Source organism: Streptomyces sp. NPDC086835, assembly GCF_044745705.1.
Classification (GTDB): Bacteria; Actinomycetota; Actinomycetes; order Streptomycetales; family Streptomycetaceae; genus Streptomyces.
In genome coordinates this window covers 71,587-96,788 of record NZ_JBIVAU010000006.1, presented here as the reverse complement: position 1 = coordinate 96,788, position 25,202 = coordinate 71,587, and the positions used below count along the sequence as shown (strand labels likewise).

The following is a 25,202-nucleotide window of genomic DNA, read 5'->3' as shown; positions in this document are numbered from 1 at the left end:
GCGTAGCGGTGCTACCCGCCCGTGCACGGGAGGTCACCTCCATCGAGGAGGGCTGACGAGGACGTGCTCGCTCATGACATGACCCCTGGCGTGAGGAAGGCTCCGATGAGTGGCTGTCCGGCGCCGCGGGGCTCAGATCGCGCCGCCGTTGGCGCGCAGCACCTGGCCGTTGATCCAGCGGGCGGGGCCGGCGAGGAAGGAGACGACCTCGGCGATGTCGGCGGGGGTGCCGAGGCGCTCCAGCGGGTTCATCTTCGACATCCGCTCGATGGTCTCGGCGTCCTTGCCGTCCAGGAACAGCGCGGTGGCGGTCGGCCCTGGGGCGACCGCGTTGACGGTGATGTCCCGGCCCCGCAGCTCGCGGGCGAGGATCAGCGTGACGGCCTCGACGGCGCCCTTGGTGGCGGCGTACGCGCTGTAGCCGGGGAGGGCGAGGCCGAGGATGGACGTGGAGAAGTTGATGATGGCGCCGCCGGAGCGCAGTCGGCGGGCCGCCTGCTGGTCGACGACGAACGTGCCGCGGATGTTGGTGCGGTGCATGCGGTCCAGCGCGTCCAGGTCGAGGTCGACGAGCGGCGCGAGCGTCATGACGCCGGCCGCGTGGACGACCACGTCCACGCCGCCGTAGGTGTCCTCGGCGAGGTCGAAGAGGGCGGCGACCGCCTGCTCGTCGGCCACGTCGGCGCGGAAGGCGACGGCTTGCCCGCCCGCCGCGGTGACGGCGGTGACCGCCGCCTCGGCCTCGGCCTGGTTGCCCGCGTAGTTGATCACGACGGCGAAGCCGTCCGAGGCCAGCCGCTCTGCGCTCTCGCGGCCGATGCCCCGGGAACCGCCGGTGACGATCGCGACGCGGCGGGGGGTAGGTGTCCGGCTCTGCTCAGTCATCGGGTCGCTCCTGTCGGGAGATCGATAGGTTCGCTGGAATCAACGTTAACACCAAACATGTAGCGACGCTACGGTGATGAGGCCCGAGCGGTGATGCTCTGCTCGCAGCTCTCCCCCGCCTCCCCGAACTTCCGTACCGGAGCGTCTCCTTGCCCCCGGTCGCCCTCTCCGCACGAGGGACCCCGCCCCGCCACTCAAGATCACCGGGTGCAGAATGGCCCGTATGGCGATAACGAACATGCCGAAAACGGCAACGATCGACGACGCTCCGCAGATCAGCCGTACCCTGGCCCGCGCCTTCGACGACGACCCGATGATGCGCTGGTTCTTCCCCGACGACGATGCGCGCGAGGCGGTGCTGGGCCGCTACTTCGCCACGATCTTCACCCGGCAGTACGGGCGACACGGCGTGTGCGAGCACACCGAGGCGGCGGCCGCGTTCTGGGTACCGCCGGAGGCGCAGGCCAAGGCCGTTCCCGACGCGGAAACCATCCAGGAACTCCTGAACATTCTCGGCGACAGGGCTCCGCTGTTCAGGGACGCCGTCGAGACGGCCGCGAAGCACACACCCCAGGAACCGCACTGGTACCTGGCGATGATCGGCGCCGACCCGGCCGCCCAGGGCCAGGGCCACGGGGCCGCCCTGCTGCGCTCTGGGCTGGCCAAGGCCGACGCGGCGGGTCTGCCCGCTTATCTGGAGTCCTCCAAACCGTCCAACCTCCCCTTCTACGAGCACTTCGGTTTCACCGTGCGTGAGGAACTGCGCCTGCCGGGGGGCGGGCCGGTGCTGTGGGGGATGTGGCGCCTGCCGGCCGACTCCCACTGACGGCCGGGGCAACTGCCCCGGCGGGACGGCGTGCGACGTGCCGAGCACGGTCGTGACCTTGCCGCGTCGGGCGCGACGGTCGAGCGTGAAGCGCCTCCGCCTTCACCGGGACTCTCGCGCTCGGCGGTCGGCCTCCTCGGCTGCGCGCTCCAGCCGGCTTCGGTGGCTCTCCCACCACGCCGGATCCCCGGGCGCCATGCTGCGGTTGCTCTCGTTCATCCCGACGGCACCGTCCATGAGTTCCCGGAGGATGTCGGCGTGCCCGGCGTGCCGGTGCGTATCAGCGATCACGCGCACGACGGCATGATGCAACGTCACCTCGCTCTTTCTGGGCCACCACGGCACCTTGCCGATCGTGTCCAGTGCCAGCGCGTCGATCGTCGCGTCCGCATGCGCCCATGCCCGGTGGTAGAGCTCCACGATGTACTCGCGTGACTCGTCGGCGGTGGCCCACATGTCCGCGTTGGCCTCGGCACCGTCCTCCAGCCAGGGCAACGGCTCGCCGGACGGTCGTCCGAAGGTGTCACCGAGGTAGCCCAGCTCCACGCCGGCCGCGTGCTTGACCATGCCCAGGAGGTTGGTGCCGGTCGGCGTCAGCGGGCGGCGGACGTCGTACTCGGAGAGCCCTTCGAGCTTCCACAGCAGGGCGTCACGGGCGGACTGGAGGTAGAAGTGAAGGTCAGCCTTGGGATCCGATGCGTTCATGGCATCAGTCTGCCGCTGGCGTGATCTTTGTTCACCGCGTTTGTCTGCCGCTCCCGGCGAACAGACCGGCGGGCCGGGTACGCCTACCCGGCCCGGGCGGAGCGTTCCCGAGTGATCGAGCGGCCCCGAAAGGGGAAAGGCTCCCGTGCCTACGCCCCAGGCCGCGCCGCCTTCCACCTCCTGCGCGGGCGACGGGGCACCGAGTGCGGTGCGTCCCCGGGCATGCCAGCATCGAGACATGAGCTTCTGGCGGCCCGCTGTGCCGTCGCCGCCATCCGGCAGCCGGGCGGCAGCCCGGCCGAATCCCGGGAGCCGTGCATGGGACTCTTTCCCGATGCCAAACCCGAACTGATCGACCCGGATCCCGATCTCCAGCAGGCCTTCGACGCCGCGATCGCCACCTTCGGCCACGGGCTGGAGAAGACGCCGATCGTCCTGGTGTCCCTGGAGGATGTCGAGCCGCACGATTTCGCCGGCCAGCTCGTCGAGGAGGTGCACTACTCGGCGAGCCTGCTGAAGGCCACCGCGATGTGGGCCGCGTTCGAACTCCGACGGGCCGCCAACGAGCTCATCTCGACTGCTCATCCGGCGCCCGCCGACACCCTCGCACTCCTGCGCGACACCTTCGACAGAGAGATCAACGACAACCGTGTCGCACAGCTCGCGGGCAAGAACCTCGAGGGTTTCCTGCTTCCCCGATGGGACAAGGTGTTCCAGGTACAGCCCGATGCCACAGTCAACTTCACGCCCGACTTCTTCGGGAAGCTGTTCGACGCGATCGTCGACGGCAGCAACAGCGCGGCAGGCACGGTGGTCCACGGGCTGGGCTTCGGCTACCTCACGAAGGCCGCCGCCACGGCTGAGTTCTTCGACGACGGCGCCGTCGACACCCCGCAGACCGCGGACGGGATGTGGCTGTGCGGCGACTTCGGCCACGGCTTCCCGCCCCAGCGCATCCCGTGCGTCAACGACACACCGGTGGCCCAGGCGACGTCCGCCTTTCAGATGGCCCGGCTGTTCACCTTCCTGGCCGCCGGTCCCGGCGCGGCAGGGGCTCCGGGTGTCGACCCGGGCCGGGCCCCCGACCCGGGGAACACCCCGCTTGTCGACGCGGCCTCCGACGAGGCCATGCTCAAGCTTCTGTTCAACGCGGTGGACGTGCCCCGGCTGCACCTGTTCCTCAACCGCGACACCTCGGTGCAGTTCGTCACCTTCCAGTCGAAGATCGGTCTGGGGCCGGTGAACAGCGGAACCAAGGTGGCCTCGGAAGCGGCGATCATCAAGGAGGCGTCGGCCGGCCGACGCTTTGTCGCTGTCTTCCAGAACCGGGCCTTCGTCAACGACTCCTCGATCGTCCCGGTCTCACAGGTCATCGACGCGACCATCGCCAACTTCCTCTTCCCCTGATACACACAAGGGTGTCGAGGACCCGGGAAGCGGGGCTTCCACAAGCGCTCATCCGCCGCACCACACAGGACACCGTCTTGACACCCCTCTATGCGTCGAATGTGTAGAACCGTGTGTGGTCCAACATGTCGCGTGGCGTGACGTCATTCCAGGGGCGCATGGTGGAGTTCAGATCCACCACGTTCTCGGTCGGGGTGTCGGGCAGATATCGCGATGCGGGATGCCGTTTCTGCCAGTCCGCCCACAGTTTGTCTATGAAGGCGTGATGCAGCCAGAACACCGGATCGTTCGGGGACGCGCCCGTCGCCATGTGGCCGCCCACCCAGACATGCACCCGGTTGTGCAGATTGACGCCGCGCCAGCCCTCGAGGAGGTTGCGAAAACCCCGTGAGGTGCTGTTCCAAGGCGGTGTGTCGTACGTTTCAACGGCCAGAACCGCCTCGATGTCGTCGCGCCGGGGCAATGCCCTTCCTCCGCCGCCCAATGCGCGCCGCAGGAAGGGGCGGGTGTCCACTCGGGTGTCGATGGTCCAGTTTCCGGCCAGGCTCGCGAACGGTCCGGTCGTCACCTGGCCGTCGCGGCTGCGTCCGTCACCGCCCAGGAAGTCCGTGGCCCACAGGGAAGAGCCGGGCGTATCGTCCGTGCTCCAGTCCCAGTAGGGCAGTGTCACGGAGGGGATGATCCGTTGAAGCTCCCGCTCGAATTCGAGCAGGAACTTCCGGTGCCAGGGCAGAAACGACGGGGAGCGGTGCCCCACTCGTTCGCCCTGGTCCGTATCGCTCATGATGAATTCGTTGTGGGTGCGCACGAAGTCGTCGTAGCGCCCGCCGCGTTTGAGTTCGAGGACCGCGTCGACGAATTCGCGCTTCTCGGTGGAGGTGAGTGTGGACTGGTTCTTTCGCACGGCCATGTCAGGCGCTCCTTTCCGGGACGATCACGGGTGTGCCGTGCTGGGGACGAGGTCGGCGCCGGCCAGATTGTCGACCGCTGACCGTGCCAGGGCGTGCGGAGTCGCGAAAACCTCGTAGTGGTCGATGAGACTGACCCACGTCCCGTCTCCGTTCTGCATGACGTGGAGATCGGTTCCGTCTATCAGGACTCGGTAGCCGCTCTCGTTCCCGTGATGCCCGTGATCGGTCGGCCGGCCTTGGATGTGCCTGCCCTTGTACGTTTCGTCGAACGGCTTGCCGGCCGTGGGGGTCCGGGTGGGGCTGTCCTGTCCTGCTCGGTTCGCCCGATGGGATTCTTCGCCGTACACAGAAGCGGTTGTTCCGGCGACGGCCAGCGCCGCGAGCGCCGCAGTTCCACCTCGAAGAAATCGACGACGAGTACGCATGCGTTCCCTCTCTCACAATACGGTCGGTGTTCCCGCGGAGTTGACGGGTCAGATCCGACTGCCCCGGATCCCACCAACGTTGCCGAAGGATTTGCGACGGGCCACGGATCGGCGGATATCCGGCCAACACTTGCATGAAGAATCAACTGCGGGTGAAGCAGATCGTCCTGTCTGCCCGGACGGTAGGACGTCCCGGCAGAAGATCCGTGGGCCGTTCACCGGTTGCTGTGGGAGATCTTTCGCCGGCCCGAGGGTGCCCGACTCTCCCCGTGGCGTGACAGCTTGACGGAAAGACACCACCAGCGGATTTCTGTGCCGCTTCAACCAAGCTTTCTCCGGCATCGGCTGGAAAGGTGCCATCTCGGTCGACAAGCCACGGCTCATTAACGGCCGTAAGGCCGCCCGGCTCGGTGACGACTCACGCAGACGAACTGCCGCTAAACGCGCACCGTCACAAACTCCGTGGCGCCCGGCTCGCCCTTTCAGGCCAGGTTCTCCGATTCCCGATGTCCGAAGTCAGGGGCATCGATGCGATGTTCCCGTGGCTCCTGAGCAACGCTGAAAGTTCCGTAGTCGAGAAAAAGGAGAATCTGATGCGTCGCTCCGCAACCAAGATCACCTGCGTCGCCGGTGTGGTCACCGGCCTCCTCGCTCTGACAGCCGGCTCTGCCGCAGCCGGCACGCCCCACAGCCTGTACCCGCCCTCCGCGATGGTGCTCACCGTCGGTCAGGGCGAGAGCGCGGCGACAGCGACCGTCGAACGGGCGGTCACCCTCACCTGCAACCCGACTGCCGGCGGCTCCCACCCCGACGCCGAGGCCGCATGCGCGGACCTGGAACGCGCTCATGGTCAGCCCGCGCTCACCCTGAAGGACGACTCGGATCGCGTCTGTCCGCAGATCTACGCTCCCGTCACCCTCACGGCTGACGGCGTGTGGGAGGGCCGTCGGGTCTCGTACGAGCGGACCTTCCCCAACAATTGCGTGGCGGACTCCCGCGTCACGAATCTGTTCAACTTCTGACCTCTGGCATCGGCAACGCCGAGGACGCCGGGTGGGTGGTCCGACCCGAGGGGGGCCGGACCACCCTCCCGCACGACGGAGCCGGGCGGCATCACGCTGGATGCCGCCCGGCTCCGCCTGCAACGACTGGTCGGTTCAGTGTCTGCCCGGTGGTGACGCGCTCAGCGACGACCGCTCGACGGGCGGGCGCTCACCGGTGGCCCGTCACTCGAGCAGCTCCGCGTACGCGCCCATGGCGAGGGCTATGTCCGCCTGCGCCCAGAAGCGGTGGTACGTGAACTCCGGCGCGGCGCCGCCCGCCAGGTAGCTCTCGATCTTCGACCAGGCAGGGTCGTCCTGGTAGAAGGAGCGAAGCGACGCGAACGTCGACGACGAGTTGATCGTGTCGCCGTTCGGCATCGTGCCCGTCCAGCCGCTGGGCACGTACACCGGGTCGTCGAACCGGCTGTAGTCGGTACGCGTCTCGGGCACCGCGATGCCGAGCGCGTCCTGGTGGTGGTCCCACATCCCGTCGAGCAGCGCCTTGGCCACGGACTTGGCCTCCGCGTCACCCGAGCGTGCGGCGTAGTACGTCAGCACCTTGGCGTACGCGCCGGCCACACCCACGTCCTGGGTGTAGTCGGCCACCGTCACGTGCAGACCGGCGTTGGCGCCCGGGTTCGCCGCGTTCCACGTGTCGGGCTTTCCGGACCACTGGAGCGTGGACGGGATCCGGAACGTGCCGTCGGGGTTGACGGTCGTCTCGGAGAGCGCCCAGTCGACCCACTTGTCGAGCACCTCCTTCGCCTGCGCGTCACCCGTCTGCTGGTAGTACTCGGCGACCCGCTCCATGGACCACGCCTGGAAGCCGAACCACTGGTTCGACGGCGGGTCGTGGTAGACCGGCTTCTCGTCGTACGCCATCCCGTAGAAGGTGGGAGTGCCGGCCGCAGGCGCCTCGTACCGGCCGCCGACGCTGTTCGTCGCACCGCCCGCGATGGCTCCTTCATCGGCCTGCAGCCAGCGGTAGAACTCGATCTGCCGGTCCAGGCTCTTCGCCCAGTCGGCCTGCGCCGTCGCCGACTTGGGCTTCAGCGGGGCGTAAGCGCTGAGCGCGTAGGCCGCCAGCGGGTTCTGGTAACCGCCGTGCGCGTGGCTGGAGCCGATCCGCCAGGCCCAGCCCGCCGAGGCGTCGGTCGCGCCGCCCCAGGCGTAGTACCAGGACAGCAGGTAGTGCGAGCTGTCCTTGCCGGTGCCGGCCGGGCAGGTCGTCGGACCCACGCAGTTGCCGACCTTCTTGAAGTACTTGTCGAACATGGCGTAGCGCAGGTAGTCGCCCATCTTGGCGGCCTTGGCCACCGTCCCGGAGACCTGGGAGCCCTTGCCCTGCTCCTTGGCCCACAGGTCGGCCCAGTAGGCGGCCTGCACGGCCCGGGCGTCCGCGTCCGGGGCGTTGGTGTACTTCCACTGCTTGGCGTAGGACGCGTCCTTGGTGAACAGGTCCAGGTAGCCGTTGGGGCCGCCGTAGGCGAACCGGTCACAGGTCGGCTGCGGCACCGTCTCCCACACCGATTCCTGCGGGCCGCGCTGGAAGGTGTTGATGTACGAGGGGCCCGTCGCGCTCGGCCCGGCCTCGCACTTGCCGGGCTCGTTGCCGTACCCGTAGACGTTGTCGACGTCCTGGAGCCAGTGCATGCCGTAGACGTCGTCCGTGCCGTACGCGGCCTTCAACTCGGCCGCGATCGGGTCCCTGCCGGAGGTCACGGACGGCTGGAGCTCGGCCGGGTACTGGGAGGGCTGGTCGTGCTCCGGCGCGTAGGTCGCCGGCTTGTTCGGGTCGTAGTAGGAGCCGGTGGCCTGGTCGGCGTGCGTGGGGATCATGTACTTCTCCATGATCTCCCAGGCGCCGTTGAACTTCGTCCAGTCACCGCTGATCCGGCCGTACATGGCCTGCAGCCAGGTCAGGTAGCTGTACGCCTCCGACGTCGTCTCGTGCCCGTGGTCGGGGGCCTCGACGATCAGCGTCTCGACGGAGTGGTACGGGATTCCCTCGGGTGAGAAGTAGCCGTTGGCCGGGTCGGTGATCTTCCCGTACAGCTCGAGGAAGCGACCGTCGTACTCCTTCGAACCGCCCAGTTGCGTCACCGTCACCTCGGCAGCGGTGTGACCGGGGGCGGTCACTCTGAAGGTGGCCGCGCCGGTTCCCTCGCTCTCGGCGGCGATGGTCACCTTCTGCGCCGTGTTCCAGTTCGACGGGGTGAAGGTGAGGCTTCCGCCGCTGCTCACGCTCAGTTTCGTGTTGCCCGCCGTGCGGGCCACGGAGACCGTGACGTTCGAGGACGGCCGGGTGGACAGCTTGACGTCGAAGGTGCCTGATCCGCCCTGCTGGACGCCCAGTTGGGTGGGTGAGGCGACCAGGGCGGGACCGGTGGCCACGGTGATGCCGACCGGGGTGGACTCGGCCGAGGCGCCCTGGCTGTCGTAGGCCTTGGCGTAGAGCGAGTAGGCGCCGGCCGCGAGACCGCCGGCGCTGAAGGTGTACGGCGAGCTGGTGTCCGTGCCCAGCAGGGTCGCGTCGCTGTAGAACTCGACCTTGGTGACACTCGCGCCGTCGGCCGCGGCGGCCGTCGCGGCCAGCGGGATCGAGTCGCCGGCGGAGAAGACCGCCCCGGCTGCCGGGCTGGTGAGCACGGCGATCGGCGGCTGGTGGGCGCCGGTGCAGGTGGTGCCGTTGACGGCGAAGGAGGTGGGCGCGGCGTTGGCGCCGCTGTAGGAGAACTGGGCGCCGGTGCTGACGGCGGCACCGGCGGCGATCGACCGGCTCCAGGCGGGCGCCTTGACCGTGATGTTGCTGCCGGACTGCGACCAGGTGCCGTTCCACCCGTTGCTGAGCTTCTGGTTCCCCGAATAGGAGTACGTCAGGGTCCAGTCGTCGATCACCTCGGAACCGCGGTTGGTGATGGTGAGGTCGGTGGTGAAGCCGGAGCCCCAGTCGCTGGTCCGGTAGTCGACGCTGCACTGGACGGCGGCGGCGTGGGCCGGCGAAGTACCGGTCGCGGTCAGGGTCAGGGGGAGCGAGAGGACGGCGGCCAGCGCCGTCAGTACGCGCCTCAGTGGGCGCCGTCTTCCTGGTGGAGACATGGGGGTGACTCTCCTAGCGGCTCGGGGAGTTGAGCACGGGCATGCTGAGCACAAGCCTTGAACCAGTGGGAGCGCTCCCACGGTGAGGTCGTGGCGCGGGGCTGTCAAGAGTTGTCACAGAAACCGAGGTACGGAAGTGCGCTCCGTCAAGAAATTTGCCAAGTCCCCTTCTCTGGCCCGCCGTTCGGCGCTAGCCTCCGGTGCAACCAGTGGGAGCGGTTCCATCACGGGACACGCCGTTTTCGGCGCGTCCGAGCTGCAAGGAGTCGCTCATGCGTCACCCCCCGCACCTTGCCGTTGCCCCGCCCGGCGTCCTGCCCGCACCGGGCGGTACAGCGCTGCGACGGTTCGCGTATCCCCGAACAGAGTCTCCGGAACGGGACAGAACCGCTCCCCGATTTCGGCCACTTGGCTGGGAGCGCTCCCACTGTCAGGCCGTGTGCACACGGCTGCTCGACCAGCGCAATGCCCCCACCCCCGATTCGCCGACGAGAGGACACGTCACCTCATGAGCCGCGACACCATGAGCCGCGCCACCGCACCACCGCTGCGACGGAAGCGGACCGCCCTGCTGGCCGCCTGCAGCCTCCTGGCCACCGGCGCCGGCGCCGTCACCCTCATGCAGACGCCGGCCGCCGCCGCGGCGATCGCCTGCAGCGTGGACTACCGGACCAGCGACTGGGGCTCCGGCTTCACGACCACGGTCGACATCAAGAACACCGGCACCACCGCGATCGAGAACTGGACGCTGACGTACGCCTACGCCGGCAACCAGAAGCTCAGCAGCGGCTGGAACGGCACCTGGTCGCAGTCAGGCAGCACCGTCACGGTCAAGGGCGCCGACTGGAACCGGTCCATCGCCGGCGGCGCGACCGTCTCACCGGGCGCGCAGTTCTCCTACAGCGGCACCAACACCGCGCCGACGTCCTTCGCGGTCAACGGCGTGACCTGCAACGGCGGCACCACGCCCACCGACCCGCCGACCGACCCGCCCACCGACCCTCCGGCCGGTGGCAAGGTCGACAACCCGTTCGTCGGCGCCAAGATGTACGTCAACCCCGAATGGTCGGCGAAGGCAGCTGCCGAACCGGGCGGCAGCCGCATCGCCAACACCTCGACCTCCGTGTGGCTCGACCGCATCGCGGCGATCGAGGGCGTCAACGGCGGGATGGGTCTGCGCGACCACCTCGACGAGGCGCTCAAGCAGGCAGGCGGCAGCCCGCTGGCCATCAACCTCGTCGTCTACGACCTCCCCGGCCGCGACTGCGCCGCCCTCGCCTCCAACGGCGAGCTCGGCCCCGAGGAACTCCCGCGCTACAAGAGCGAGTTCATCGACCCGATCGCGGCCGCCGTCTCCGACCCGAAGTACGCGAGCCTGCGTATCACCACCGTCATCGAGATCGACTCGCTGCCCAACCTCGTCACCAACGCGGGCAGCCGGCCCACCGCCACCCCGCAGTGCGACGTGATGAAGGCGAACGGCAACTACGTCAAGGGTGTCGGCTACGCGCTGTCCAAGCTCGGCCCGATCCCCAACGTCTACAACTACATCGACGCCGGTCACCACGGTTGGCTGGGCTGGGACGACAACTTCGGCCCCTCCGCCGAACTGTTCGCCCAGGCCGCCAAGGCCGAGGGCAGCAAGCTGGAGTACGTCACCGGCTTCATCACCAACACCGCCAACTACGGCCCCCTCAAGGAGCCGCACTTCACGATCAACGACGCGGTGAACGGCACCTCGGTGCGCCAGTCGAAGTGGGTCGACTGGAACCGCTACGTCGATGAGCTGTCCTACGCCCAGGCCTTCCGCCAGCGTCTCGTCCAGGCCGGCTTCGCCTCCAACATCGGCATGCTGATCGACACCTCCCGCAACGGCTGGGGCGGGGCCGCCCGGCCCACCGGACCGGGGCCGCAGACCAACGTCGACACCTATGTCAACGGTGGCAAGCTCGACCGCCGGATCCACCTCGGCAACTGGTGCAACCAGGCGGGCGCGGGGCTCGGCGAGCGGCCGAAGGCGGCTCCCGAGGCGGGCATCGACGCCTACCTGTGGGTCAAGCCCCCGGGTGAGTCCGACGGCTCCAGCTCGGAGATCCCGAACGACGAGGGCAAGGGCTTCGACCGGATGTGCGACCCGACCTACACGGGCAACGCACGCAACGGGAACAACATGTCCGGCGCGCTGGGCGGTGCCCCGGTCTCCGGCCACTGGTTCTCCGCGCAGTTCCAGGAGCTCATGAAGAACGCCCACCCGGCGCTCTAGGGTCCTCCTCCGGATCGGGCACCGCAGGATCCGGACGAGAGGCCCCGGCAGCGGGCACACCGCGCGAGCGGTGACCCGCGGGCGCACCGACGCGCCTCGGCCGGCCTGGACAGGCCATGACCCGCAACTTTAGGGTCATGGCTCTCAGGACGCCGAGGCGCGTCACAACGTTCCGCCGTGGAGTACACGAATGGTCACCCTTGCTGATGTCGCCCGCCACGCAGGCGTCTCCGCCAGCACGGTCAGCTATGTCCTCAGCGGCAAACGCTCGATCTCCAGCAGCACCCGTGAGCGGGTCGAGCGGAGCATCGAAGAACTCGGCTACCGACCGCACGCCGGCGCCCGCGCACTCGCCAGCAACCGGTCCGGCATCATCGCGCTGATGGTGCCGCTGCGCACCGACATCTATGTGCCCGTGATGCTCCAGATCGCCATGGCGGTCACCACCACGGCCCGCGCACACGGGTACGACGTCCTCCTGCTCACCGGGGAGGAGGGGCCGGAGGCCGTGCGGCGCATCGAGGGCAGTGCGGTGGCGGACGCGATGATCGTCATGGACGTGGAGCTCGACGACGAACGGCTGCCGCTGCTGCGGAGCGCCCGCCGCCCCGCCGTGCTGATCGGACTGCCCGCCGACACCGGCGGCCTCAGCTGCGTCGACCTCGACTTCACGGCAGCCGGAGCACTGTGCGTGGAACACCTGGCCGGGCTCGGCCACCGGCAGATCGCGTTCATCGGCGAGGCCCCAGGGGTCTACGAACGCCACACCGGCTTCGCCGAGCGCACCCTCGCCGGACTGCGCTCCGCCGCCGGGACCCACGGCATGCGGCTCCTGCACCGCCCCTGCGCGAGCGGGTGGACCGCGGTCGCCGCCACCCTCGGGCGGATCCTCGAGGAACGCCCCGGCACCACGGCCTTCGTCGTGCAGAACGAGGCCGCCACCGACCCCCTGCTTGCCCTGCTGCGCCAGCAGCGGCTGGCCGTTCCGGAGGACGTGTCCGTCGTCGGCATCTGCCCCGACCAGGTCGCGGCGCAGGCCCCGGTGCCGCTCACCGCCGTCACGGTTCCCGCGCAGGACATGGGCCGGCGCGCGGTCGAGCAGGTGGTGGCCATGCTGGACGGCGGGGAGACGGCGGAGACCGTGCTCCTCGCGCCCGAACTCACCGTGCGGGCCAGCTCCGGCCCCGCTCCCCGCTGACGTGCCGCACCGCGCCGCGACCTAAGGGAGAGGACACCGTGGCCACAGCCGCCGATGACGCGCGCGCGGAGTTCCAGGCGTTCTTCGAGCGCCACTACGCCGAACTCGCCCGTCTCGCCCATCTGCTGACGGGCGAGGCCGACGCCGCCGACGACCTCGCCGCCGACGCGATGCTCGCCCTGTGGGACCGCTGGGACCGGGCGCGCGCCGCCGACCACCCCGTCGCCTACGCCCGTGGCGTGGTCGCCAACCTCGCCCGCAGCCGCATCCGGAGCGCCGTCAGGGAACGGCGCCGGGTGGCGCTGTTCTGGTCGCAGCGCTCCGAGAAGACCGACGGACCCGACGTCCCCGTGGTCGTCGACGTGCGGGAGGCGCTGCGCGCGCTGCCTTTCCGTAAACGCGCCTGCGTCGTACTGCGCCACGCCTTCGACCTGTCGGAGCGCGATACCGCCCTGGCGCTCGGCGTCTCGGTCGGCACGGTCAAGAGCCAGACCTCCAAGGGCATGGCGGAACTGCAACGGCTGCTGGGTCCCATGGCAGCCTCTGAGCTGGTCGGAGGCCGGAACTGATGGACGAGGTGCGCAGGCGGCTGCGGGAGGCGGCGGCGTCGCACCGCCCCGACCGGGAGCGGATGCTGGCCCGCGTCGAGCGCGGCATGGCGGAAGGCCGGCAGCCGGCCGGGGCGGTGCCGGCGTACCGGCCGGGACGGGCGAGCCGGCTGACGATCGCCGGAGCGACGGCGGCGGTCGTGGCGGTGCTGGCGCTCGGCGGTCACACCGTGGCGACCATGGGCCGCGACGACGACGGCGCGGCGGCCGGTGCGGCCTCGCCGCCCGCCTCACCGGCGCCGGGCGCCACCGAACAGCCGTCCCCGGCGCGGACCGAGGACGGCCATCTGTGGTCCGACGGCTCCGTGGACCCGCACAGCAACAGCTACTGGGCGCAGAGCAACGTCACGGTGAAGAACCGCGAGGTGCTGACCTCGCTCACGGTGGAGCTGAGGATCACCGACACCGGCGGCGTGGCGAGCACCGGCGGCTGGCGCACCCGTCCGGCCGGCGACTTCGACTTCTCCGTACGCAAGGAGAGCGGCGCCCTCGTCTACCGCTGGACGCTGCGGCCGGGGCGCACGGTCCCGCCGGGGCAGCATGTCTTCGCCGGCCAGTACGACCATGCGGAGGGCGGCCGTGACGCGGCCGGGGACACGTACACGGTCCGGTCGGAGGCGTCGGGTGAACCCGCCTCGGTCCAGGGCGACTTCGCGCGCACACCGTCCTGAGCGGTACGGGGCGTAAGAAAATCGCGCGGGGCGGCAACCTGGGCCTTTTCTGTGGCGACCTTCCGGCGTAGGTCTTCACACCCCCACATCCGAAAGGGCCCAGAACACATGAGCCGACACAAGCGGAGCCTTGGGCGTCGCAGGACGGTTGCCGCGCTGGGCGCGGCGCTCGGGCTGACCGTGACCGGGATCGTCACCACCAGCATGCTCAACACCGCGGGCGCGGCCACCCCGTGGCCCAAGCCCGACGGCAGCTCGGCCGTGACCGCCACCATCGAGGTCTCAGGCACGTACGACGGCGGCCTGAAGCGGTTCTACGGCAGCGGTGACCTCGGCGACGGCGGCCAGGGCGAGGGCCGGCACCCCATCTTCAAGCTGAAGGACGGCGCCGTCCTGAAGAACGTCGTCCTCGGCCCGCCCGCCGCCGACGGCGTGCACTGCATGGGCAGTTGCACGCTGCAGAACGTCTGGTGGGAGGACGTCGGCGAGGACGCCGCCAGCTTCAAGGGCAAGTCCGCGGGCTCCGTCTACACCGTGTACGGCGGCGGTGCGCGGAAGGCGTCGGACAAGGTCTTCCAGTTCAACGGCGCGGGCAAGCTGGTCGTCACCAAGTTCCAGGTCAGCGACTTCGGCAAGCTGGTCCGCTCCTGCGGCAACTGCTCCACGCAGTACAAGCGGTCGGTCATCGTCAACGACGTGGACGTCACCGCCCCAGGGAAGTCCCTCGTGGGCATCAACACCAACTACGGTGACACGGCTGCCCTGCGCAACGTCCGCATCCACGGCGACAGCAGCCGCAAGATCAAGCCCTGCATCCGCTACACGGGCAACGCCTCCGGCGACGAACCGGTCGAGACCGGCAGCGGTCCCGACGGCACGTACTGCCGGTACAGCTCCTCGGACATCAGCTACGACTGACGCCGGAGCACGGTGAAGGGCCCCCGCCGGCCGTGACCGGCGGGGGCCTGCGTCATACCGGCGGCGAACGGTCTCAGCCGGCGCTCCGCCACGGTGTCCAGTCGCCCAGATACACCTCGCGTGTCGCCGACCTCGCCTGGAGGGAGTCCAGTTGGGGCCGGTTCTCCGGCACGGTGATCCGGGCCCCGGGGCCGGTGTTGCGGTACTCGGCGTACCGCTGCGCCTGCCACGGGTAGGCGTCCCGCATGTTCGTGTACGGCTCCACCGCGTCGATCCCCGGACCGATCACGCTGTCGCGGACCACCAGCGACGGCCACGCGGTCGGGTCCGAACTCGGCACCCAGGGGCGGGAGAGCTTGTACGCGCCGTCCTCCGCGCCGCTGCTGATCCGGCACCGCACGGCGAGGTAGCCGAACGGTTCGTCCCGCGCGGTGGACGGGGCGAACACCATGCCCTTGGGCGTGAAGTCCACGTCCCTGGCGAGGGTGTGGAAGCGGCAGTGCTCGAACACCGCACGCCCGCGTCCGAAGACGAAGTCGACGTCCCCCTCCACGTAGCAGTGCGAGAAGAACTGCCGGGCGACGGTGGACACGGAGGGCGAGTCGGCGTACAGGGTGTCCTGGTGGCCCAGGAAACGGCACTGGTGGAACGCCGAACGGTCGCCGCTCACCTTGATCGCGACGGCCTGGGTGCCGCTGATCTCCGGATGGTCCGCCCGCAGCCAGTCGTTGGCGAAGGTGATCCGGCGGGCGGTGAACCCGGTGGCGCGGACCGTGGTGGTGGCGGAACCGCTGGTGCCGTACGTACCCGAACCGTCCGGCTTCGCGGTGCCGGCCGCGTTGTCGTACACGACGACGGTGTCACGGGGGTCCGGGCTCGCGCCGATCAGCGTGAGACCCGCGAGTGCCTCGCCGATCGTCACCACCTCGCGGTAGACCCCCGGGGCGACGACGATCGTGAAGCCCGTGCCGCCCACCGCGGACACCGCGCCCTGGACGGTGGTGTGGTCGCCGAGCCCGCCCGGGTGGACGTACAGCGTCCGGCTGCCGGGCCGGGCCGCGGGCGAACCGAACGGTCCGAAAGGGTCGTCCGTGACGGCCCGGGCGGGGCTGTGCACCGCCAGAGAGAGGGCCGCTCCGGCGCCGGCGGCGAGCAGGGCGCGGCGGCCGACCGCCGCGCCCGGGGAGTGCGTGGCCATGTGATGAGGCTCCTTCTCTCGTCAGCGCAGCCGGCCCGCGCCCGCCCGGTGGACGACCAGCCCGGGCACCGCCCGCGGATGGTCGAGGCGGGTGCGCAGCGTCGGCGTCCAGCCGGCGCCCGACCGCAGCGTCTCCTCGGGCACCTCCGCGTTGTGGACGGCCACCAGGTCGACCGCCCGGCCGTTGACGTGGTTGCGCTCGGCGGTGACGGGGGAGTCCTTCCACTTCTTGAGGATCCGGCCCGCGCCCACTCCGGCCGGCAGCGTGAACGAGTTCGCCTCCGCGACGAGCTGGGACTCCGCGCCGATGCCGAAGCTGTACGCGTAGGCGTCCTTGTCGACGACGTAGTGGTTGTTGTACGTGTCGACCTTGCCGAAGCGGACGCGCGGCGCACGCTCGACGATGTCCCGGAACAGGTTGTGGTGCAGGGTGACCCGCAGCTTGCCGCGGTCCGTGTCGCCGGCGCTGTCGCTGTTGCCGATCATCAGGGTCTTGTCGTGGTCGGCGAAGACGTTCCAGGAGGCCGTCACCAGGTCGGCGCCCCTGACGATGTCGAGCTCACCGTCGTGCTGCTGGTACACCTCGCCGTAGTAGGACGGCAGTGAACTGTCGGGGTGACGCCCGTCGGTGAACGTGTTGTGGTCGATCCACACATGGGTGGACCCGTACACCACGAGGCTGTCGTACTCGGAGTTCCACGCGCCGGTCGCGCCGTCCGTCGGGTCCCACTGGGGGAAGCAGTCCAGCGGGCTCTCGAGGGTGAGGTTGCGGACGATGACGTTGTCGACGCCCTTGACCTGGAGACTCGCGCCGACGATGCCCGCGTCCTTGCCGACGCCGACGATGGTGGTGTTCGCCGGCACGTACGCCTTGATCGCCTGCGCCTGGTTGTCCGCCGACACGGCGCGCAGGTCCTCCTGGGGGCCGCTGACGGGGGTGTCGTAGCCCCATACAGCGGGGTCGTAGTCGGCGAGATAGGCGTCGAAGTCGTAGCCCTCTGCCTCGAACGCGGCGCAGCCCGACGCGGTGGCGTCAAGGGTGCCCTTGACCTTGATGATCCGGGGTGCGTCACCGTCGCCGGCGAGCGCGGCCCGGAACTCCTCCCAGGTGGTGACCGTGTGCACCTGCGCGGGGCGGGCCGTGGCACCGCCGGTGGTGCCGGTGCCGAGCGAGGCCCAGCCGTCGCGGGCGGGCAGGGTCTGACGGGCGGTGTCCCGGTGGGGAGCGGCGTTCGTCGCCGCGGTGGCGGTCAGGACCAGTGTGGTGCATCCCAGGGCCGTTGCGATGATGCGTCCCTGACATCTCAGCGTGTGCGTGGTGCGGTGCATGGTGCGGCTCTCTTCCCGGTTCAGTCGGCGGCGGGCCAGGTGATCCATGACTCGGGGATCTCGTCCTCGAGCCGGCGGACGTCGCGCGGTGCGATCACGCCGGTGCTCAGCAGTGTTTCTGCGACCATCCGTGCCACGGCGATCGCGCCCGGCGGATTGAAGTGCGTGTTGTCCTGCTCTTCCGGCGTCCAGTTGAAGTACGCCTTGGTGCCCTCCGGACCCAGCTCCTGCCAACGGGCGATCGACAGGGCCTGCACGTCCAGCAGCGCGGTCCCCTCCTCGGCGGCCAGCGCCCGCATCGCGGCCGGGTAGTCGCCGTGCGTCGGGACCGCGGTCCCCTGCGCGTCGAACCTGCGCCGCTCCACGGACGTCGCCAGCACCGGCCGGGCGCCGCGCTCGCGGGCCCCTTCGACGTACCGGCGCAAATGTTCCCGGTACGTCGACCAGGGCTCGGTGTACCGGGCGGGGTCGGCGCTCTTCGCGTCGTTGTGGCCGAACTGGACGAGCAACAGGTCACCGGGCGCGATCCGGGTCAGCAGGGCGTCCAGTCGACCCTCGTCGACGAAGCTCTTCGAACTCCGGGCGTTGACCGCGTGGTTGGCGACCCGTAGCCGCCTGTCCAGGAAGAAGGGGAGGGCCATGCCCCACCCGGTCTCGGGCGCGGCGTCCGCGTACTTCTGCGCGGCCGTGGAGTCCCCGGCGATGAAGAGCGTGCGGCTCCGGCCACCCGCTGCCGGCCCGGCCACGGCGGCGGGGGCCGCCGCGGCGGCGAGCGGAAGGCTCGCCGCCGCCGCGACCACCTGACGACGGGTCGGCCTCACCCGTTCTGCTGCTTCCACTCGGCCTGGGCCTCGTTGAGCTGCTCCGCCAGGGAGTCGAGGAAGTCCTTCGCGGACATCTTGCCGAGCAGCACCTTCTGGAAGGCCGGCTCGTTCTCGGCCTTGGAGATGGTGTTCCAGTCGGGCAGGTAGTAAGGCAGCTGCACGATCTTCGTCGAACCGCTGGACAGTGCCTCGGCCGCCAGCCTGGTGGGCTCCGCCTTCTGCACCCAGGCGTCCTTGGCCGCCTCTGTGTGGGCCGGGATCGCGCCGGCCGACTCGTTCCACCGGCTGTTGGACTCGTGGGACGCGGCGAACTCGATGAACTTCCAGGCGGCCGTCTTGTTCTTGCTCGACTTGAACAGGCCCAGACCGTCGACCGGGTTGGAGACCTGCACCCGTGTGCCGTCGTCGGTGGTCGGCAGCGGGATGCCACGGAACTTCTCCGTCCCGAGCGCCTTCACATGGTCCTTGTAGGAGCCCAGATTGTGGTTCAGCATGCCGATCTCGCCGCTGTCCCACTGGGCGACCATCTTGGTGAAGTCGTTGTTCACGTCCGCGGCAGGGGTGTTCTTCTTGAACAGTGCCGCGTACTTCTCCAGCGCCGCCACGTTCTCAGGGGCGTTGACCGTGGTCCTGTCGCCCTGCCAGAAGGTGTCGATGCCGCTCTGGCCGTACATCGCGTCCAGCGCCTGTGCGATGGACCCGGCGCCGCCGCGGATGGTGTAGCCGAAGCGGTTCTTGTCCTTCGCCGTGAGCTTGTCGGCGGCCGTGAAGAACTTCGCCCAGGTGGTGGGCGGCTCCAGACCGGCCTCCTCGAAGAGGTCGGTGCGGTAGTACAGCACACCGTTGCTGGCGGACGTCGGCACGGTGAACATACGGTCCTGGCCGCCCGCGGCCTTCACGTTCTCCACCATGCCGGCGTTCAGCTTGCCACCCAGAGGACTCGCGGCGATGCGCTCGTCGAGCGGCTCCAGCGCGCCCTGTGCGGCGATGCCCGCCAGCATCGCCGCCCCGACGCCGCCGACGTCCGGCAGGCCGCCGCCCTGGATGGCCGTGTCGTACTTCGACTGGACCTCCGTCGAGGCGACTCCCACGTAGTTGACGTCGATGTCCGGGTGCTTCTTCTCGAACTCCGCGATGATCTCCTTCCACACGTCGGTGCGGACACCGCCGTTGTTGTCCCAGAAGGTGATCTCGCCCTTGCCGGACCCCTCGCCGCCCTTGTCCCCGGCGCCGCCGCTGCCGTCGTCACCGCAGGCGGTGGCGGTCAACAGGAGCGCCGTGGTGAGGGCGAGGAAGGAGGCGGCTCTGCCCCGTCCCCGGTGGAAGATCGTCATGGTCGGCTCTTTTCTGCTCGTACGGGTGTGCGTGTTCGCGCGGGTGTGCGTGTCCGTGAGGGTGTGCGTGGAGCGGTGATGCGGAACTGTGTGAACATCGCGGCGCCGGTGTGACCCGCCGCCGTTGTCCGCTCCGCGGCGGGCGCGGTGGCGAACAGGCCGAGGAGGGCGCCGGTCCAGCGCCAGGGGGTGGCGGCGAAGACCCGGCCGGACGGCACGAACCCGTCCTGGCCGGCTCCGGGCACGGCGGCCGAGAAGCGGCACCTGGCGCCGGCCACGGTCTCGATCCGCAGCAGCGCCCGGCCCTCCGGCGCGTGCCGGGAGCGTGCCGCGTCCCGTTCGCGCGCCGCGGCCGCCTCCGCGAAGCGGTGCACCAGCTGGACCGTGCCGTCGGCGGCCCGCTCCAGGCCGATCCAGGCGTACGCGTCCCCGAGTACCGCGAGTCCCGCCCGTGCGCCCGGTTCCTCGTCGTCCAGGCGCAGTTCGACCTCGACGACCGCGTCGGCCGCGGGCAGCCGCTGGGTGAGGACGTTCGGCAGCCTGCGCAGGTCCTGCGCGTCGTCGCCGCGTAAACACGTCAGCCGCAGACCGTCGCCCGAGTGCAGTGGGGCCCAGCCCTCGCCCGGGTTCGCCGCCCACTGCCACTGGCGGCCGAAGCGCCCTCCGGGGAAGCCGTCGTCGGTGGCGGGGGCGGACCGCGGCTGCTCCGGCAGGTCGGGTTTGGGGTGGAGGAGGACGGGCGAGCCCCCGTCGCCGAGTACGGGCCAGCCGTCGTCGTCCCACTGCATGGGCTGCAGGTGGACCACGCGGCCGTAGGCCCCACGGTCCTGGAAGTGCAGGAACCAGTCCTCCCCGTACCGGGTGCGCACCCAGCCGCCCTGGTGCGGCCCGTTGACGGGCGTGTCGCCCTGTTCGAGGACGACACGCTCCTCGTACGGGCCGAAGAAGTCCCGGGAGCGCAGCGCGCCCTGCCATCCCGTGGCGACACCGCCGGCGGGGGCCAGGATCCAGAACCAGCCGTCGTGCCGGTACAGCTTGGGGCCCTCGAGGGTGAACCAGCCCGGGATGCCGTCCCCGTCGACGATCGTCTTCCCCTCGTCGAGCAGCGCGCTGCCGTCGGGCCGCATCCGATGGCCGGTGAGCCGGTTGTTGATCCCCGACCGGGACCGGGCCCAGGCGTGGACGAGGTACGCCTCGCCGGTCTCCTCGTCCCACAGCGGACAGGGGTCGATGAGCCCCTTGCCCTCCTTCACCAGATGCGGACGGCTCCAGCCACGGCGTACATCGGTCGAGTTGACCTGCCAGATCCCGTGGTCCGGGTCGCCCCAGAAGATCCAGAAACGGTCGTCGTGATGACGTATCGACGGCGCCCACACCCCGCTGTCCTGCCGGGGCAGTGCGAAGGCGGCCGCGGGCTCCAGCCGCTCCAGCGCGTGCCCGATCAAGGTCCAGTTGACGAGGTCCCGGGAGTGCAGCAGCGGCAGCCCGGGGGCCCGGCCGAAGCTGGACGCGGTGAGATAGAAGTCGTCGCCGACCCGGACCACGTCGGGGTCGGACCAGTCGGCGGCGAGAACGGGATTGCGGTACGTCCCGTCGCCGAGGTCCCCGGTCCTCATGCCGTCACCGCCTTGTGGACCAGCGCCGCGGCGCCGTCCCGGTCCAGGCGCCCGTCGGCGACGACGGTGACGACGCGGCGCACCAGCGTCTCGTGTGGCCCCAGCGGCAGCCGCTCCACCGTGGCCAGGGACGAACCGACGCCCGGGTACTCGCCGGCCCGGACGAACCACGGGTCCTCCCGGGTCCGCGCGGTGGCCCCGGCGAAGACCAGCGTCCAGCCCTGCCCCGCGACGGCCAGCCAGTCGGCCCGCGTACCGTGCACCGCGGTCTCGCCCTCCGCGTCCGCGGTGAACACGTCCGGAGCCGCCGGCTCCTTCGGCGCACGCCAGAAGAAGCCGCCGTAACCGGCGCCGTCGCGCCCGTTGGTGGCGGGACTGCCCATGGACAGCGCCGCACCGCTCGCATTGGTCAGCGAAAATGTGAGGTCCAGCGCCCAGGCGGTGCCGGTGAGAGGCGTGACCGCCACCGTGCGGTGCTCGCGCAGCAGCCGGCGTCCGCCTGCCACCCAGCTCAGCTCCTCCACGAAACCGTCCGGGTCGCGCAGCTTGAACCCGTCGTGGCGCTGCTGCCCATGGTTGTCGAGCTCGGTGGGGCCCTGCCCGCGCACGAAGGTCCGTCCGCCCCAGAAGTTGTGGCCCTCCACGTCCGGTACGGCCACCCCTGCGCCCAGGTGGTGCGGATGGTCGGGCGGCGCCAGTTCGGTCACCGGGACGCCGGCCAGCGTGGTGACGGGATGAAGGCAGGGACGGGGGGAGGAGCGCCGGTCCAGGTCGGCGGGGAGCGAGTAGCGGCCGACGGGCCGGCCCGAGCAGTACAGCTGCGTCGTGGAGCTCATGGCGTGGTGACCTCCGTGGACAGGGCCCAGGGCGCGCCGAGTTCGGAGTAGAGGCGGAGCGTCTCGGCGCCGGCGGCGACCAGCGCGTCGATGCCCGGGACCACCCGGCGCGGGGCGCTCCCCTCCTCGGCGTGCCGCCACGCGTCCGGCGGCAGCCGGACCGGTTCCGGGGCGGTGCGCACCGCCTCGACGACGCGCATGAACGCGCCGCAGGCATCGGGCGGCACCAGCAGCGCGTCGCCCCGCGTCAGGTGCCGGACGAGGTTCTCCAGCAGATCTGTCCGGCCGTGAACGGTCTCGTGCGGGCCGTGCCCGGACCGCTGGACCAGCACGCGGTCCTGCTTGTACCAGAAGGTGATGCGCCCGCTGCTGCCGTGCACCACCACATACGGCTCGGAGGCCACCTCGGCGCAGAGCGTGGCCGCCACGGTGACACGGCCCCCGCGGGACGTCGTCACCCGGACGCACGACGTGTCGTCGGACTCGATGTCGTTGGCGCGGAACAACTGAGTCTCCACGCCCGCCACTTCCTCGGCCCGGGTGCTGCCGTCCAGCGCCAGAGCCGTCGACACCGCGTGGGCGAGCGGATTCGTCAGCACGCCGTCGACCACGTCGACACCGTCGAGACGGCGTCGGCCTGCCCACGGGGAGCGCCGGAAGTACGCCTCGCCGCGCACCCACGCCCCTGCCGCGCCCACGCCGCGCACCTCGCCGATCACCCCGTCGTCGACGAGCGCGCGGACGGCCGGCAGCGCGTGCGAGCCCAGCGACTGGAACCCGACCTGGCAGACGGCACCTGCCTGGGCGACCCCGTCGGCCATCCGCCGGAACTCCTCGTACGAGGGGGCGGGCGGCTTCTCGAGCAGCAGGTGCGCACCGTGCCGGGCGGCGGTCAGCGCCAGGTCCGTGTGCGTCTGGATCGGTGTGCAGACGACGACGATCCGGGCGCCGGTCGAGGCGAGGAGCGCGTCCAGGTCCGGCCCCTGCTCCGGCGCGGAGGGCGCCGCGGACCCGTCGAAGCCGTCGAGCTCGTCGGGAGACAGCGGGCGCAGCTCGCAGACCCCGGCCAGGCGCACCAGGCCCTCCTTCTGGAGCCGGGCGATGTTGGCCAGGTGCTGCCGGCCGTGGCCCCGGGCGCCCGCGAGCACGACGGGCAGCGGCTCCACCGTGGCGGTCATCCCTTCACCGCCCCGGCGCTGAAGCCCGTGATCAGCCACTTCTGGATGAACGCGAACACGATGACGACGGGGACGGCGGCGATCACACCGCCCGCGGCCAGGGCGCCCAGGTCGACGCTGTCCGCGCCCATCAGCGTGTTGAGACCGACCGGGATGGTCTGCTTGTCCTGGTTGTTGAGGAACATCAGCGCGAACAGGAAGTGGTTCCAGGCGTGGACGAACGCGAAGGAGCCGACGGCGACGAGCCCGGGCCGCAGCAGGGGCAGCACCACGATCCGGAAGGCGCTGAAGCGGTTGCAGCCGTCCACCCACGCCGCCTCCTCCAGGGAGTACGGCACGTTCCTGATGAAGCCGCTGATCAGGATCATCGACAGCGGCAGCTGGAAGACGGTCTCCGCGATGATGACGCTGACCAGCGAGTTGATCATCTGCAGGCCGGCGAAGATCTCGAAGAGCGGTACCAGCAGCAGCGCGCCCGGTACGAACTGGGAGCACAGCAGGGCCAGCATGAAGCCCTTCTTGAGGCGGAAGTCGAAACGGGCCAGGGCGTAACCGCCGGCCAGCGCGACGACCGTGGTCATCACCAGGACGGCGATACCGGTGATGAGGCTGTTCTGGAAGAAGGTCGCGAAGCTGCGCTCGGTCCACACCTTCTCGAAGTGCTCGCCCGTCATCGGCCACGGCACCAGCGAGGTGGAGCCGGTCGGACGGACCGCGAACAGCAGGATCCAGTAGAAGGGGATGAGGGTGAAGAGGAGGTAGATGCCGAGCGGCAGATAGATCTGCCACCGCGGGACCTCGTCCCAGGCGCGCCGGCGTTTCGCGGGAGCCGGCCGGGCGGGGGGCGGGACGACGGGCACGGGCGCCGCGCCGCGAGTGGCCTGTGTGGTGATCACTTGTCCTGGCCTCCGAACTTGCTCAGGCGCAGATAGACCATCGAGAAGAAGAGCAGGATCACGAACGCCACCGTCGTCAGCGCCGAGGCGTAGCCGAAGTCATGGGCGTCGACGCTGGTGTTGGCGATGTAGAGCGGCAGCGTGGTGGTCTCGCCGGCAGGTCCGCCGCCGGTGAGGGTGTAGAGCAGGTCGACGTTGTTGAACTCCCAGACCGCCCGCAGCAGCGTGGAGAGGATGATCGCGTCCTTCAGGTGCGGCAGGGTGATGTGGAGGAACTGCCGTACCCGGTTGGCGCCGTCCACCTCCGCCGCCTCGTACAGATCCTTCGGCACGGACTGGAGGTCGGCGAGGATGAGGATGGCGAAGAAGGGGACACCGCGCCACAGGTCCGCGACCACGGCGGCGGGAAAGACGGTGGCCGTGTCGGACAGCCACGAGGTCCCGTACTCGCCGATGCCCATGTCCGCGAGGTAACGGGTGATGCCGGTCTGGGAGTTGTAGAGCAGCACCCAGATGGCGGAGGTCAGCACCCCGGAGACCGCCCAGGGCGAGAAGACCAGCGCGCGCCCGAGGGCCCGGCCGACGAAGGTCTGGTTGACGATGAGGGCGAGCGCCAGTCCGAACAGCAACTGAAGGCTCACCTCGACGACGACCCACTTGAGGCTGAACGTCAGCGTGCCCCAGAAGTGCGGGTCGTCCGTGAAGATCGTCGTGAAGTTCGACAGGCCCGCGAAACCGTTCCGCCAGGGCTTGGTGGGGTTGTACTCCTGAAGGCTGTAATAGAAGACGCTGAGCACCGGATAGGCGATGAAGCCCAGCATCAGCAGCCCGGCGGGGGCTATCAGCAGATACGGCAGCCGGCGGGGCGCCGCTCCCGTGCGGCGGCCGCGGGCTCCGGGCCGCCGGGCCGGTGGCCCTGGCGATTTCTGCGCCACAGCTTGGGCCATGACTGCATCTCCGATCTGGGGTAAGCGCTTTCTCCGGCGCTGTGCGGATGTCGGGCGAAGAAGAAGAGGCTGGGCGAAGAGGAGA

At 70.1% G+C, this 25,202-nt stretch carries 22 protein-coding genes; 8 read left to right on the top strand and 14 right to left on the bottom strand.

Annotated elements, in window-relative coordinates; all coding sequences use genetic code 11:
- Nucleotides 1-132: 132 nt before the first annotated feature.
- Nucleotides 133-885, bottom strand: a complete 753-nt coding sequence (locus tag ACIPJI_RS20495; RefSeq protein WP_402247827.1) for an SDR family oxidoreductase — start codon at nucleotides 883-885, stop codon at nucleotides 133-135.
- Nucleotides 886-1,108: 223 nt separating this feature from the next.
- Between ACIPJI_RS20495 and ACIPJI_RS20490 the strand changes: the two genes are divergently transcribed.
- A complete protein-coding gene (locus tag ACIPJI_RS20490; RefSeq protein ID WP_402247826.1) occupies nucleotides 1,109-1,711 on the top strand; it encodes a GNAT family N-acetyltransferase in 603 nt (200 codons plus the stop codon).
- Nucleotides 1,712-1,813: 102 nt separating this feature from the next.
- Here the strand turns inward: ACIPJI_RS20490 and ACIPJI_RS20485 are convergent, their stop codons facing one another.
- Nucleotides 1,814-2,416, bottom strand: a complete 603-nt coding sequence (locus tag ACIPJI_RS20485) for a DinB family protein (RefSeq protein WP_307709674.1) — start codon at nucleotides 2,414-2,416, stop codon at nucleotides 1,814-1,816.
- Between the two features lie 318 nt (nucleotides 2,417-2,734).
- Here ACIPJI_RS20485 and ACIPJI_RS20480 point away from each other — a divergent pair, with 318 nt between their 5' ends.
- Complete coding sequence (locus tag ACIPJI_RS20480) at nucleotides 2,735-3,823, top strand: hypothetical protein (protein WP_402247824.1); 1,089 nt, start codon at nucleotides 2,735-2,737, stop codon at nucleotides 3,821-3,823.
- Nucleotides 3,824-3,911: 88 nt separating this feature from the next.
- On the opposite strand, the gene ACIPJI_RS20475 is transcribed toward ACIPJI_RS20480, so the two are convergent.
- On the bottom strand, nucleotides 3,912-4,733 hold the full coding sequence (locus ACIPJI_RS20475) for a tyrosinase family protein (RefSeq protein WP_356622581.1): 822 nt from the start codon (nucleotides 4,731-4,733) through the stop codon (nucleotides 3,912-3,914).
- 24 nt (nucleotides 4,734-4,757) lie between these two features.
- Nucleotides 4,758-5,159, bottom strand: a complete 402-nt coding sequence (locus ACIPJI_RS20470; RefSeq protein ID WP_402247821.1) for a tyrosinase cofactor — start codon at nucleotides 5,157-5,159, stop codon at nucleotides 4,758-4,760.
- A gap of 593 nt (nucleotides 5,160-5,752) precedes the next feature.
- Between ACIPJI_RS20470 and ACIPJI_RS20465 the strand changes: the two genes are divergently transcribed.
- Nucleotides 5,753-6,181, top strand: a complete 429-nt coding sequence (locus tag ACIPJI_RS20465) for a subtilase-type protease inhibitor (RefSeq protein WP_356622579.1) — start codon at nucleotides 5,753-5,755, stop codon at nucleotides 6,179-6,181.
- A 204-nt stretch (nucleotides 6,182-6,385) separates the two neighbouring features.
- Here the strand turns inward: ACIPJI_RS20465 and ACIPJI_RS20460 are convergent, their stop codons facing one another.
- Nucleotides 6,386-9,301: a glycoside hydrolase family 48 protein gene (locus ACIPJI_RS20460; protein ID WP_402247819.1), complete on the bottom strand. Its 2,916-nt coding sequence runs from the start codon at nucleotides 9,299-9,301 to the stop codon at nucleotides 6,386-6,388.
- Between the two features lie 523 nt (nucleotides 9,302-9,824).
- Between ACIPJI_RS20460 and ACIPJI_RS20455 the strand changes: the two genes are divergently transcribed.
- The 5 genes from ACIPJI_RS20455 (at nucleotide 9,825) to ACIPJI_RS20435 (ending at nucleotide 14,959) form a co-directional block, all read left to right on the top strand.
- Nucleotides 9,825-11,564: a glycoside hydrolase family 6 protein gene (locus tag ACIPJI_RS20455; protein WP_402248231.1), complete on the top strand. Its 1,740-nt coding sequence runs from the start codon at nucleotides 9,825-9,827 to the stop codon at nucleotides 11,562-11,564.
- A 190-nt stretch (nucleotides 11,565-11,754) separates the two neighbouring features.
- Nucleotides 11,755-12,762, top strand: a complete 1,008-nt coding sequence (locus tag ACIPJI_RS20450; RefSeq protein ID WP_402247817.1) for a LacI family DNA-binding transcriptional regulator — start codon at nucleotides 11,755-11,757, stop codon at nucleotides 12,760-12,762.
- Nucleotides 12,763-12,800: 38 nt separating this feature from the next.
- Entirely contained in the window at nucleotides 12,801-13,331 is a 531-nt protein-coding gene (locus tag ACIPJI_RS20445) for a SigE family RNA polymerase sigma factor (protein ID WP_356622576.1), read from the top strand.
- Nucleotides 13,331-14,041, top strand: a complete 711-nt coding sequence (locus ACIPJI_RS20440; protein WP_356622575.1) for a hypothetical protein — start codon at nucleotides 13,331-13,333, stop codon at nucleotides 14,039-14,041. Before ACIPJI_RS20445 ends, ACIPJI_RS20440 begins: the two co-directional genes overlap by 1 nt.
- A gap of 108 nt (nucleotides 14,042-14,149) precedes the next feature.
- On the top strand, nucleotides 14,150-14,959 hold the full coding sequence (locus ACIPJI_RS20435; RefSeq protein WP_356622574.1) for a pectate lyase: 810 nt from the start codon (nucleotides 14,150-14,152) through the stop codon (nucleotides 14,957-14,959).
- A 73-nt stretch (nucleotides 14,960-15,032) separates the two neighbouring features.
- On the opposite strand, the gene ACIPJI_RS20430 is transcribed toward ACIPJI_RS20435, so the two are convergent.
- Genes ACIPJI_RS20430 through ACIPJI_RS20390 form a run of 9 tightly spaced genes read right to left on the bottom strand, consistent with a single transcriptional unit; the run spans nucleotide 15,033 to nucleotide 25,117 of the window.
- Nucleotides 15,033-16,157: a pectinesterase family protein gene (locus ACIPJI_RS20430; protein ID WP_356622573.1), complete on the bottom strand. Its 1,125-nt coding sequence runs from the start codon at nucleotides 16,155-16,157 to the stop codon at nucleotides 15,033-15,035.
- Between the two features lie 21 nt (nucleotides 16,158-16,178).
- Nucleotides 16,179-17,486, bottom strand: a complete 1,308-nt coding sequence (locus ACIPJI_RS20425; RefSeq protein WP_402248230.1) for a polysaccharide lyase family 1 protein — start codon at nucleotides 17,484-17,486, stop codon at nucleotides 16,179-16,181.
- A 20-nt stretch (nucleotides 17,487-17,506) separates the two neighbouring features.
- On the bottom strand, nucleotides 17,507-18,307 hold the full coding sequence (locus ACIPJI_RS20420) for a rhamnogalacturonan acetylesterase (protein WP_402247815.1): 801 nt from the start codon (nucleotides 18,305-18,307) through the stop codon (nucleotides 17,507-17,509).
- Nucleotides 18,304-19,644, bottom strand: coding sequence for an ABC transporter substrate-binding protein (locus ACIPJI_RS20415; protein WP_402247813.1), 1,341 nt, complete (start codon nucleotides 19,642-19,644; stop codon nucleotides 18,304-18,306). The genes ACIPJI_RS20420 and ACIPJI_RS20415 overlap by 4 nt, the downstream gene beginning before the upstream one ends.
- On the bottom strand, nucleotides 19,641-21,260 hold the full coding sequence (locus ACIPJI_RS20410) for a family 43 glycosylhydrolase (RefSeq protein WP_402247811.1): 1,620 nt from the start codon (nucleotides 21,258-21,260) through the stop codon (nucleotides 19,641-19,643). The genes ACIPJI_RS20415 and ACIPJI_RS20410 overlap by 4 nt, the downstream gene beginning before the upstream one ends.
- Nucleotides 21,257-22,096, bottom strand: a complete 840-nt coding sequence (locus tag ACIPJI_RS20405) for a PmoA family protein (protein WP_402247809.1) — start codon at nucleotides 22,094-22,096, stop codon at nucleotides 21,257-21,259. Before ACIPJI_RS20405 ends, ACIPJI_RS20410 begins: the two co-directional genes overlap by 4 nt.
- Nucleotides 22,093-23,274: a Gfo/Idh/MocA family protein gene (locus tag ACIPJI_RS20400; protein ID WP_402247807.1), complete on the bottom strand. Its 1,182-nt coding sequence runs from the start codon at nucleotides 23,272-23,274 to the stop codon at nucleotides 22,093-22,095. The genes ACIPJI_RS20405 and ACIPJI_RS20400 overlap by 4 nt, the downstream gene beginning before the upstream one ends.
- Nucleotides 23,271-24,167 carry a carbohydrate ABC transporter permease gene (locus ACIPJI_RS20395; protein WP_402248228.1) on the bottom strand — a complete coding sequence of 299 codons (897 nt, stop codon included), beginning with the start codon at nucleotides 24,165-24,167 and terminating at the stop codon, nucleotides 23,271-23,273. Before ACIPJI_RS20395 ends, ACIPJI_RS20400 begins: the two co-directional genes overlap by 4 nt.
- Entirely contained in the window at nucleotides 24,167-25,117 is a 951-nt protein-coding gene (locus tag ACIPJI_RS20390; protein ID WP_307709690.1) for a carbohydrate ABC transporter permease, read from the bottom strand. Before ACIPJI_RS20390 ends, ACIPJI_RS20395 begins: the two co-directional genes overlap by 1 nt.
- Nucleotides 25,118-25,202 lie beyond the last annotated feature (85 nt).